Here is an 11,377-nt window from a genome sequence, read left to right as displayed (position 1 = left end):
CTCACCGACTCCGATCGAAGTGCTGCCGCCGCTGGTCACGCTCATTCAGTTGTGCTTGTAGTGCGTGATGGAGTCGTCTTCACGCGCCTCGTCGGTGAACTGCTGGGCCTTCTTCATGGCCTCGGCGGGGGTCATCCGGCCGGCCATCATCTCGCCCAGGCAGGCCACGCCGATCTTCTCCTTCTGCAGGGCGACGTACCAGTCCTGGATGCGGGGGTTGACGATGTTCTTGCCCGCCTTGTCCAGGGCGCCCACGGCCGACTTCAGGCCGGGGGGCAGGTCCAGGCCGTCGGTGCCGCCGTCGAAGGACGTCAGCGACGAGACCTGCTTGGTGAAGTTCTTCGAGGAGTCCTCACCGAGCATGATGCGCAGCTGCTCCATGCCGCCGGTGGGGTTCTTGGCCTTGGCCGGCACGATGAACGGCTCGCCTCCGGAGGCCCACAGCGTGCCGAACGGCAGCTTGTCGCCGCTGTCCAGACCGGAGGGTGCGGCGACCCGCATCTCGAAGTCCTTGGGCGTCGTCTTCTTCGCCTCGTTCTCCACCCAGGAGCCGTTCGGGATGAACAGCGCCTTGCCCTCGTTCCAGGCGGTCTGCGACTCGATGTGGTCCAGCCCGGGGGTGCCGTCGAGGACGTAGCCCTTCTTGTACAGCTCGTAGTACGCCTCGAGGGCCGCCTTCACGGCCGGCTGCTTCCAGGCGCCCGGCTCCAGGTTGTCGATGGCCTCCAGGACCTTCGTGCCGCCGATCTTGGCCATGAAGGGGTAGAGGCTGAAGGGCAGGTAGTAGGGGTGCTTGCCCGCGTACGTCCAGCCCGCGATGCCCTTCTTCTTCGCCTTGGCGCAGACCGAGAGCATGTCGTCCCAGGTCTCCGGGTACTCCACGTCGAGCTTGTCGAGCGCCTTCTGCGAGTACCAGACGCCGTAGACGGTGTAGGCGTAGTACAGGATCCAGACGGGGTTGCCGTCGAACTGGCCCATCTCCACCACGCCGGGGCGCAGGGTGTCGCGGACCTTCTTGCCGGGGTCGTCGATGGAGGGCGCGTCCAGCAGCTCCGTGAGGTCGGTGAGCTGCTTCTTGCCCACGAGGACGCCCATGTCCATCTGCTCGGCGCCCGAGTTGTCGATCAGGTCCGGGGGCGTGCCGCCGTTGAAGCGCGGCTGGAGCACGGACTGGATCTTCTGGGTCGACTTCAGCTTGGTCTTGGCCTTGGGGAAGTTCTTCTCGTAGACGGCCTGGGCGTCCTTGGCGTACTTGGTGCCGAAGCCGCCGTCGAAGATGTAGATCTCCAGGGGCGCGCTCTTGTTCACGCCGAGCGGGTTGTCCTTGGTCTTCTTGCCCTTGTCGACCTTGTTGTCCTCGCCGCTGCCGCTGGCACACGAGGTCAGCGCGCCCACCGCGGGGACGGCTATGAGGCCGGCTGCGGCCGATCGCTTGATCAGATCACGGCGGTTGACGTTGGTTGATCCCATGCTCAAGTCCTCGCCTTCTCCAGGACTCAGGCGGTGTTCCGGTCTCCCGACGTTCGCCCACCGGCGAAGGGCCCGACACCGCGGGTCAGTTGAAGCTGAGTGGTGCTCTTTTTCTCGCTACCGCCAGGAGCGCCGCGCGCACGGGGCCCTCGTGAGGTGCCGACAGGTATAGTCCACTTGGCGTCAACAGGGCAAGATCAAAGCAACCCGAATGGTGAGTCTTTCCCGAGTTGAGACCTCCCCGGACGCCGGCGGCTCGGCGTACGCCGAAGGCGGGCGCCGGGACGTACCCGGCACCCGCCTCGGTGCGCGCCTTCCGCGGCTGTGCGGCTGCCTACTTGCGCAGCAGCGAGCGCAGCACGTACTGCATGATCCCGCCGTTGCGGTAGTAGTCGGCCTCACCGGGGGTGTCGATGCGCACGGTGGCATCGAACTCGACCCCGCTGTCCGTGGTGACCTTGACCGTCCCGGGGACGCCGCCGTCGTTGAGGGCGGTGATCCCGGTGATGTCGAAGGTCTCCTCGCCCGTCAGCCCCAGCGACTCGGCGCTCTGCCCCTCGGGGAACTGCAGCGGCAGCACGCCCATGCCGATGAGGTTCGAGCGGTGGATGCGCTCGTAGGACTCGGCGACGACGGCCTTCACGCCCAGCAGCGCGGTGCCCTTCGCGGCCCAGTCGCGGGACGAGCCGGAGCCGTACTCCTTGCCGGCGAGGACGACCAGCGGGATGCCCTGGGACTGGTAGTTCTGCGAGGCGTCGTAGATGAAGGAGACCGGCGCCTCCCCGTCACCTTCGGCGGTCCGCGTGAAGTCCCGGGTGTATCCGCCCTCGGTGCCCGGCGCGATCTGGTTGCGCAGCCGGATGTTGGCGAAGGTGCCGCGGATCATCACCTCGTGGTTGCCGCGCCGCGAGCCGTAGCTGTTGAAGTCGCGGCGGGCCACACCGTGCTCGGTGAGGTACTGGCCCGCAGGGGTGTCCGCCTTGATCGCGCCGGCCGGGGAGATGTGGTCGGTGGTGACGGAGTCCCCCAGCTTGGCCAGCACGCGCGCACCCGAGATGTCGCCCACCGGCGAGGGCTCACGGCCCATGCCGTCGAAGTACGGGGGCTTGCGCACGTACGTGGACTCCGGGTCCCACTCGAAGGTGTTGCCCGTCGGCACGGGCAGCGCCTGCCACTGGGCGTCGCCCGCGAAGACGTCGGTGTAACCCTTCGTGTACATCTCCTGACCGATGGCGGAGGCCACGACCTCCTCCACCTCGTGCTCGGAGGGCCACAGGTCGGCCAGGTGGACGGGGTTGCCGTCCTGGTCGGTGCCGAGGGGCTCGGTGGTGATGTCGACCTTCATCGAACCCGCGATGGCGTAGGCGACGACCAGCGGCGGGGACGCGAGGTAGTTCATCTTCACGTCGGGGTTGATCCGGCCCTCGAAGTTGCGGTTGCCGGAGAGGACGGCCGCGACGGCGAGGTCGTTGTCGTTGACGGCCTTGGAGACCTCCTCCGGCAGCGGGCCGGAGTTGCCGATGCAGGTGGTGCAGCCGTACCCGACGAGGTTGAAGCCGAGCTTGTCGAGGTACGGGGTGAGGCCGGCCCGGTCGTAGTAGTCCATGACGACCTGCGAACCGGGGGCGAGGGTCGTCTTGACCCACGGCTTGCGGGTGAGGCCCTTCTCCACGGCCTTCTTCGCCACGAGCGCCGCACCGACCATGACGTACGGGTTCGACGTGTTGGTGCACGAGGTGATCGCGGCGACCACGACGGCGCCGTGGTCGATCTCGTAGGACTTGCCGTCGGGGCCGGTGACCGTCACGACGTTGCTGAGGCCCTCCACCGTGGGGTCGATGGCGGTGTGGAAGGGCTTGCCGTCGCCGTTCTCGTCGTGCGCGTACGCCGGGGAGTCGCTCGCCGGGAAGGACTCGGAGCCCGCCTCGTCCACCGGGGAGGCCACGCCGTGCGGCTTCTCCTGCTGGGGCACGCCGGGCTTGCGATCGGAGCCGCCCGTGACGTCCTCGGCGACGTAGTCGGGAAGGTCGGCGAGGAACTGCTGCTTGGCCTGGGAGAGCGCGATGCGGTCCTGCGGGCGCTTGGGACCGGCGATCGACGGGACGACCGTGGAGAGGTCCAGCTCCAGGTATTCGCTGTAGTCCGGCTCGTTCGCGGCCTCGTGCCACAGGCCCTGCTCCTTGGCGTACGCCTCGACCAGCGCGAGCTGGCTCTGCGAACGGCCCGTGAGCCTGAGGTAGTTGATGGTCTCCTCGTCGATCGGGAAGATCGCCGCGGTGGAGCCGAACTCCGGCGACATGTTGCCGATCGTGGCGCGGTTCGCGAGCGGGACGGCGCCGACGCCCTCGCCGTAGAACTCGACGAACTTGCCGACCACGCCGTGCTTGCGGAGCATCTCCGTGATCGTGAGGACCAGGTCGGTCGCGGTGGTGCCCGTGGGGAGCTCGCCGGTCAGCTTGAAGCCGACCACGCTCGGGATGAGCATCGAGACGGGCTGGCCGAGCATGGCGGCCTCGGCCTCGATACCGCCGACGCCCCAGCCGAGGACGCCGAGGCCGTTGACCATCGTGGTGTGCGAGTCGGTGCCCACGAGGGTGTCGGGGTATGCCTGGCCGCCCCGGACCATGACCGTGCGGGCCAGGTGCTCGATGTTGACCTGGTGCACGATGCCGGTGCCGGGCGGTACGACCTTGAACTCGTCGAAGGCGGTCTGGCCCCACCGCAGGAACTGGTAGCGCTCCTTGTTGCGGCCGTACTCCAGCTCCACGTTCTCGGCGAAGGCGCCGGGCGTGCCGAACTTGTCCGCGATCACGGAGTGGTCGATGACCAGCTCGGCGGGGGCGAGCGGGTTGATGCGGTCCGCGTCGCCGCCGAGCTCCTTGACGGCCTCGCGCATCGTCGCCAGGTCGACCACGCAGGGCACGCCGGTGAAGTCCTGCATGATCACGCGTGCCGGCGTGAACTGGATCTCCTGGCTGGGCCGGGCCTTGGCGTCCCAGCCGCCCACCGCGCGGATGTGGTCGGCGGTGATGTTCGCGCCGTCCTCGGTGCGGAGGAGGTTCTCCAGCAGGACCTTCAGGCTGTACGGGAGACGGGCCGAGCCCTCCACCTTGTCCAGCTTGAAGATCTCGTACGACTCGTCGCCCACCTGCAGCGTGCTGCGGGCGTCGAAGCTGTTCGCCGACACGACAGTCTCCTTCAGTACGTCATTGCCGATCTCCCCGGACGGTGCCGGGGACCCCGGACGGGCGCTGTGAGAGCAGGCAAGCCTTGCTCGGCAGCGGTCGTATGTGCGCTTTCGGCAGTTATCTCGATGTCGAGATAACTCTAGTACACGACTGTCGACCGGTCATGCCCAATCCCCCGGCTCTGCCGAAGTGCTCCCCGGAGAGGACGGCAAACGTCTCGCTGGGCACGAGCCCGGCCACCCGGGATATTCGACAACTCCGCAACAAGCGGTCCGCTCCGGCCGGACACGGGGACAGGCGGTCTGGTTTGGGCGGCAGGCGCGGCAGGCACGGGCGGGGCGGCCGCGTCACCCCGGAATCCGCAGGCAGAAGCGGCACCCGGCCCCCGCTTCGGACCGGGAACCGCCCTCGCCACCCGCCGCCGGGGAGCAGGGAATCTGCCGGCTTCCGCCGACTCGCCGCCACACTCTCGGCACGAAGTCATCTCACATGTGAGATACCGTCGTCTGCATGACTGATGACTACCTCGCCCGCATCGGGCAGTTGATCCGTGACGCCCGCCAGCACCGGGGCTGGACCCAAGTGAAGCTCGCGGAGGCCCTCGGGACCAGCCAGAGCGCGGTCAACCGCATCGAGCGGGGGAACCAGAACATCAGTCTTGAGATGATCGCCCGCATCTCGGAGGCGCTGGACAGCGAGATCGTCTCGCTCGGCTACTCCGGCCCGATGCACCTGCGCGTCGTCGGAGGGCGGCGCCTGTCCGGCAGCATCGACGTCAAGACGAGCAAGAACGCCTGCGTCGCGCTGCTGTGCGCCTCGCTGCTCAACTCGGGCCGGACGGTGCTGCGCCGGGTCGCCCGCATCGAAGAGGTCTTCCGGATCCTGGAGGTGCTCTCCTCCATCGGCGTACGGGCCCGCTGGATCAACGACGGCGCCGACCTGGAGATCGTGCCGCCCGCCGAACTTGACCTCGACGCCATCGACGCCGACGCCGCCCGCCGCACCCGCAGCATCATCATGTTCCTCGGGCCGCTGCTCCACCGGACGGACCGCTTCCGCATCCCCTACGCCGGAGGCTGCGACCTCGGCACGCGCACCGTGCAGCCGCACATGATCGCCCTGCGCCGCTTCGGGCTGGACATCACCGCGACCGAGGGGCTGTACCACGCCGTCGTCGAGAAGGCCGTCACGCCCGAGCGTCCGATCGTCCTCACCGAACGCGGCGACACCGTCACCGAGAACGCGCTGCTCGCCGCCGCACGCCACGACGGCGTCACGGTGATCCGCAACGCGTCCTCCAACTACATGGTCCAGGACCTGTGCTTCTTCCTGGAGGAGCTGGGCGTCAAGGTCGAGGGCATCGGCACGACCACGCTGACCGTGCACGGCATCCCGGAGATCGACGTCGACGTCGACTACTCGCCCTCCGAGGACCCCGTCGAGGCGATGAGCCTCCTGGCCGCCGCGGTCGTCACCGGCTCGGAACTGACGGTGTGCCGGGTGCCGGTGGAGTTCCTGGAGATCGAGCTGGCGGTCCTGGAGGAGATGGGCCTGCAGGCCGAGCGGAGCCCCGAGTACGCGGCCGACAACGGCCGCACCCGGCTCACCGACCTCACGGTGCACCCCTCAAAGCTCGAAGCGCCGGCCGACAAGATCCACCCCATGCCCTTCCCGGGCATCAACATCGACAACGTCCCCTTCTTCGCCGCCATCGCCGCCTCGGCCGAGGGTCAGACCCTCATCCACGACTGGGTCTACGACAACCGCGCCATCTACCTCACGGACCTCAACCGCCTCGGCGGGAGGCTCCAGCTCCTCGACCCGCACCGCGTCCTCGTGGAGGGCCCGACGCGCTGGCGCGCCGCGGAGATGATGTGCCCGCCGGCGCTGCGGCCCGCCGTGGTGGTACTGCTGGGCATGCTGGCGGCCGAGGGCACGTCGGTGCTGCGCAACGTCTATGTGATCAACCGCGGTTACGAGGACCTGGCGGAGCGCCTCAACGAAGTGGGCGCGCAGATCGAGACGTTCAGGGACATCTGAGCCCCAGGGGCATCCGAGGTCCCAGGGACACCTGAGGCACGCGGGGACACCTGAGGCACGCGGCGCAGGACACGGCCCCCACGCGGGTCCGGGAGCGGCGCCGCGCCGCCTGCCGCAGGACACGGGCCGCCGGGCAGCCAGGCAGCCAGGCAGCCAGGCAATCAGGAAGCCAGGCAGGCAGGCAGCCCTGGAGCGTCGAGCGTTCTCCCGAACAGGTCATCTTGTTCGAATTGGGGTACAAATGGCGTATGGGTACCACCAGGCGATTCGGACTCTTCCGGCCGTTCCTGCTCCTGGTGGCCGCCGTCCTCGCAGCGGTGGCGGTCACGATGGCGCCCGGCGCGTCCGGTGACGCCACCGCAGCGCCCAGAGCGGACAGCGTCGAGGAAGTCGCGGAAGCGCTGCGCGAAGGCCCGGTCTTCGTCGACCCGCGCGCCTCCGACAGGCTCTCCGACTCCGACGCCGAGGCGCTCGCCGACAAGATCGAGAACGCCGACAAGCCGATCTTCGTCGCGGTGCTCCCGAAGGCCGACGAGTTCCCGCCCTCCACACTCCTGCGGGACCTGCGCGCCCAGGTCGGTGACAGGGGCGTCTACGCGGTCGCGCTCGGTGACGACTTCGCCGCCGCTTCGGACCGGTCGGTCCTCTCGCAGAGCACGGTCCGCAACCTCGACGAGTCGGCACAGCGGTCCGCCGGCGGCGACACCGACAAGCTGCTCGACCGCTTCGTCGACGGCGCGGTGGAGGACGCACGCGGCAGTGCCCCCGCGTCCTGGGACGGCGGCTCCCAGGTCGGCCGCGACGGCAGCATCGTCCTCACGGTGCTGCTCGCGCTCCTCGTGGTGGGCGTGGGCGCCGGCTTCGTCGCCAGGAACAGGGCCCGCAAGCGCCAGGTCGCGCAGGAGCAGGCGCAGTTGGAGAAGCTGCGGCCCGTCGTGGACGAGGACATCACGGCCTTCGGCGAGGAACTGGACCGCATCGCCTTCGATCCGAACGCCACGGACTCCGACGACGCCATGCGCGAGGACTACACCCGGGCCATCGACTCCTACGACGAGGCGAAGCGGCGCATGTCCCAGGCCCGCGGCCCCAATGACGTCCGGCCGGTCACCGAGGCGCTGGAAGAGGGCCGGTTCGCCCTCGCGACGCTGGAGGCGCGGCGCGACGGCCGCCCGCTTCCGGAACGCCACGTGCCGTGCTTCTTCGACCCGCGGCACGGGCCGTCCGTCAAGGACGTCGAGTGGGCCCCGCCCGGCGGCACTCCGCGTCCCGTGCCGGTCTGCGCGGCCGACGCGGCGCGCCTCGCCGACGGCGCCGAACCCATGACCCGCACGGTCGACACCCCCGAGGGCCGCCGCCCCTACTGGGAGGCCGGTCCCGCCTACGCGCCCTGGGCCGGCGGCTACTTCGGCGGCGGACTCCTGCCGGGACTGCTGGCGGGCACCCTGCTCGGCAACGCCCTCCTGCCGGGCGCGTACGGCGCGGGATTCGGGGACGGGAGCGGCGACTTCGGCGGAAGCGACTTCGGCGGCGGGGACTTCGGCGGCGGCGACTTCGGCGGCGGCGGAGGGTTCGGCGGAGGCGACTTCGGCGGCGGAGGCTTCTAGCCGCCCCTGCCCGCGCCCGCCCCCACCCGCAGCCGGCCGCGCGCTCCCAGCTCGTCTCCCTCCCCCCATCCCAGCTCGTCTCCCTCCCCCCATCCCGGCTCGGTTCAGGATTCGTTCGCCGCGGCGTGAACCGTTCCGGCGCCCGGAGACGATAGAGAGAGCGTGAGACTCTTCCGAACCGAGTGGTCCGCCCGGAGCGACGCTCAGTTGCTGCGTGCCGTCGCCGCCGGCGAACCGGACGCGCTCGCCGCGCTGTACGACCGCCACGCGGGCTGGCTGCACGTGCGTCTGAGCCGTCGCTGCGCGGACCCCGAGACCGTCACCGAAGTCCTGCAGGACACCTTCGTCACCGTGTGGCGGTCCGCCGCCGGCCGGCACAGGGGCGAAGCCGGCGGCTGGTTGTGGGTCATCGCCTCGCGGCGGCTCGTGGACGCCCGGCGAAGTCAGCTCCGTGCCGCCGAGATCCAGCAGGCCCACGCCAGCCGCGAGCCGGACGCCGTACGGGCCGTGGCGCCGTCCGCGGAGGAGCGTGTGCTCTCGGGCGGCCTCGAATACGGCGATCTCGGAACGGCGCTGGACCGCCTCTCGCCCGAACTGCGCGAAGTGCTGCGGGCCACCGTCGTCGACGGTCTGAGCACCCGGGAGGCCGCCGACCTGCTCGGCATACCGGAAGGCACCGTCAAGACCCGGGCCATGCGCGCCCGCAGGGAGCTGCGCGACGCCCTCTCGCTCCTCGGCGCAGCCACGACGCACCCGATCGGAGGCCCCGCATGAGCCGCCGTACCGCCGCTGCGTGGCACGTGAGCGACGAGAGCATGCTCGCCTACACCGCGAACTCCCTTGCGGAGACGGACTGCTGGTCGCTGGAGAAGCACCTGGAGGCATGCTCGTCCTGCGCGCGGCGAGTCTCCGACCTGGTCCTCGCGGGGCCCGCCGCGTCCGGACTGGCCCGCACCCGTGAGACGGTGCTGGCCGTCGCGGCCTCGGAGACGGCAGCCGGCCGGACCGGAGCGACCCTACGGGGGTGGGCCGTCCGGTTCGGCTGGGCGGCCGGTCCGGCGCTGCGTCTGCCGTGGCTGCTGGCACTCGTCGCCGTCGCCGCCCTGGCCGTCGCCATGGCGCGCATCGGCCAGATCGACGGAGCCCGGCCGCTGCTGCTGCTGTTCGCGCCGGTCCTGCCGCTCGCCGGCCCCGCGCTGACGTACGGCCGGTACGCCGATCCGCTGCACGAGGTCGCCGCTTCGACCCCGTCGGGCGGGTTGCGTCTGCTGCTGGTCAGGACGGCCGCGGTGCTCGGAGTGACCACGCCGCTGGTGACCGCGACCGGGTTCCTGCTGCCTTCCGCACCCGGCACCCCCGGTGCCGCGACGTGGCTGCTGCCGGCGCTGGCGCTGACCCTGGCCACGCTGACCCTCGGCTCGTACACCGGGTTCCGGTACGCCGCTGCGGGGGTCTCCGCGATGTGGCCGGCGGGGGTGGCCCTCGCCTCCCGTCCGGGAACCGCACCGGCCGCACCCGGCGGCGGCAGCGGGGAGCCGTTCGGGGTCCTGCTCGCCGAGACGCTGCACGGCCTGTTCTCGGGGCCGGCGGCGCAGGGCGGCTGGGGTGTCGCGGCCGCGCTGTGCGCCGGGCTCGTGATCCTCCGCCGGGCGTCCTTCGACCACTTGGAGCGGATGTGAACACGGTCCTCCACGAACCGGTCGGGACGCGCGGAGCCGCGGCCCGCCCCCGCCCGCTGGGAACGGAGCTGCGGAAGGGCTCCTGGGTCCTGCTCGCCGTCGCGGTGATGCTCTACGGCACGCTGGTCCAGCTGCTCGGCCAGCGTCTGCACCTCGCCCACAGCTGGGTGTGGTCGCACGACGCGCTGCGCGCCCAGGGCGTGCTGATCGGCGGCTCCTGGGCCCTCGCCGTCGGCTGCCGGTTCGGCGGCAGGGAAGTCCGCCTGGGTACTGAGGAGTTGCTCGCGTCCACGCCCGTGGGCAGGCTCCGCCGGGAAGCCGTCGCTGTCTCGCCGGCGGTGCTGTGGCCCGTCACGGCGTACGTGGTGACGGCCGCTGCCTGCCTCGCGGTGACCCGGACCGTCCTCGACGTGCCCTCCGGGCTGCCGCACCCCACGCTCCTCCTCGCGGACGCCGTCGCAGTGGGGTCGCTGGGCGTCATCGGCTTCGCCGCGGGCCGGAAGCTGCGCCTGCTGCGGCGGCTCCTGGCGGCGCCGGTCCTGGGAATCGGCGCGGGGGTCCTCATGTCCACGCTCGGCGACGGAAACCTGCCGGGGCTCGTGCTCCACCAGGACGGCCTGCACGCGCTCAGCCCGGCTGCCGAGCACATGGCCGGATGGCAGGTCCCGGTCTGGTGGTTCGGCCCGCTGTCCGCGCTGTTCACCGGCTGCCTGGCGCTGGCCGCGCTCCTCGCGTGCTGTGCGGCGAGGAGCGGCGCCGTCCTGGCACTGGTGCTCGCCCTGACGTGCGGCGGCGTGCTGGCGGGCACCGCGGGCGCGCACTGGCGCACGGACCGGGACGCCGTGGCCCTCGTGTGCGACGACGGCACTCCGCAGGTGTGCGCCGTCCGCGCTCACCGCCCGTACCTCGCGGGCATGTCCCGCGCGCTGACGGAGCTGAAGAGCAAGCTGCGCGGCATCCCCAACGCGCCCGCCCGCCTCGTCGAGGTGCCCAACAGAGGCACGGGAGCACCGGTGCCCGCCCTGGCCGAGGGCGACGCGATCCTCGACGAGCCGACGCGGCCGTTCCGGGAGCGGCCCGCCTCCTGGGCGGGAGGCGCGCCGCGCGGCGTCTCGCTCTACGGCTGCGCGGAGCCCGAGCACGACGCGGCAGCGGAGGCGGCGGAGGACGGAAGGACGCGGGTACCGGCCGAGTACAGCGAGGCCGTCGCCGCGTGGCTGTCCTCGTCCCCCGAACGGGAGCCCGGCTACGGCGGAGCGGCCCACAAGCAGCTGCAAGCGATGCCGGAACGCGAGAGGACCGCCTGGCTCGGCGACTACTTCGCCGCCGTACGCGACTGCAGCCCGGCGCGCATCCGCCCACCGAGCCCCAGCCCCAGCCCCGGCCACTGACC

7 protein-coding genes are annotated in these 11,377 nt (G+C 71.0%); 5 read left to right on the top strand and 2 right to left on the bottom strand.

What is annotated here, in order from left to right:
- Window positions 1-45: 45 nt before the first annotated feature.
- Both ngcE and H181DRAFT_RS18660 read right to left on the bottom strand, forming a co-directional pair.
- Window positions 46-1,470: an N-acetylglucosamine/diacetylchitobiose ABC transporter substrate-binding protein gene (gene ngcE / locus H181DRAFT_RS18665; protein WP_045865690.1), complete on the bottom strand. Its 1,425-nt coding sequence runs from the start codon at window positions 1,468-1,470 to the stop codon at window positions 46-48.
- 334 nt (window positions 1,471-1,804) lie between these two features.
- Window positions 1,805-4,657, bottom strand: coding sequence for an aconitate hydratase (locus tag H181DRAFT_RS18660; RefSeq protein WP_045865689.1), 2,853 nt, complete (start codon window positions 4,655-4,657; stop codon window positions 1,805-1,807).
- Between the two features lie 511 nt (window positions 4,658-5,168).
- On the opposite strand from H181DRAFT_RS18660, the gene H181DRAFT_RS18655 reads away from it, so the two are divergent.
- The 5 genes from H181DRAFT_RS18655 (at window position 5,169) to H181DRAFT_RS18635 (ending at window position 11,375) form a co-directional block, all read left to right on the top strand.
- Window positions 5,169-6,698 carry a helix-turn-helix domain-containing protein gene (locus H181DRAFT_RS18655; RefSeq protein WP_045865688.1) on the top strand — a complete coding sequence of 510 codons (1,530 nt, stop codon included), beginning with the start codon at window positions 5,169-5,171 and terminating at the stop codon, window positions 6,696-6,698.
- A gap of 248 nt (window positions 6,699-6,946) precedes the next feature.
- The gene (locus tag H181DRAFT_RS18650; protein ID WP_045865687.1) at window positions 6,947-8,305 is read left to right on the top strand and encodes a hypothetical protein; all 1,359 of its coding nucleotides are present in this window, start codon (window positions 6,947-6,949) and stop codon (window positions 8,303-8,305) included.
- Window positions 8,306-8,467: 162 nt separating this feature from the next.
- Window positions 8,468-9,079 (top strand): RNA polymerase sigma factor, encoded by a 612-nt coding sequence (locus H181DRAFT_RS18645; RefSeq protein ID WP_045865686.1) that lies wholly within the window; start codon window positions 8,468-8,470, stop codon window positions 9,077-9,079.
- Window positions 9,076-9,984, top strand: a complete 909-nt coding sequence (locus tag H181DRAFT_RS18640) for a hypothetical protein (RefSeq protein WP_045865685.1) — start codon at window positions 9,076-9,078, stop codon at window positions 9,982-9,984. Before H181DRAFT_RS18645 ends, H181DRAFT_RS18640 begins: the two co-directional genes overlap by 4 nt.
- Window positions 9,981-11,375 carry a hypothetical protein gene (locus H181DRAFT_RS18635; protein ID WP_052708640.1) on the top strand — a complete coding sequence of 465 codons (1,395 nt, stop codon included), beginning with the start codon at window positions 9,981-9,983 and terminating at the stop codon, window positions 11,373-11,375. Before H181DRAFT_RS18640 ends, H181DRAFT_RS18635 begins: the two co-directional genes overlap by 4 nt.
- Window positions 11,376-11,377: the final 2 nt, after the last annotated feature.

Origin of the sequence: Streptomyces sp. WMMB 714, from assembly GCF_900090125.1 — a bacterium.
Classification (GTDB): domain Bacteria; phylum Actinomycetota; class Actinomycetes; order Streptomycetales; family Streptomycetaceae; genus Streptomyces; species Streptomyces daqingensis.
This window is presented reverse-complemented; position numbering and strand designations above follow the sequence as displayed.

What these genes read in the sequence shown, in the direction of transcription:
- ngcE (WP_045865690.1), bottom strand. Translation starts at nt 1,470, where the DNA reads ATGGGATCAACCAACGTCAACCGCCGTGATCTGATCAAGCGATCGGCC.
- H181DRAFT_RS18655 (WP_045865688.1), top strand. Translation starts at nt 5,169, where the DNA reads ATGACTGATGACTACCTCGCCCGCATCGGGCAGTTGATCCGTGACGCC.
- H181DRAFT_RS18650 (WP_045865687.1), top strand. Translation starts at nt 6,947, where the DNA reads ATGGGTACCACCAGGCGATTCGGACTCTTCCGGCCGTTCCTGCTCCTG.
- H181DRAFT_RS18640 (WP_045865685.1), top strand. Translation starts at nt 9,076, where the DNA reads ATGAGCCGCCGTACCGCCGCTGCGTGGCACGTGAGCGACGAGAGCATG.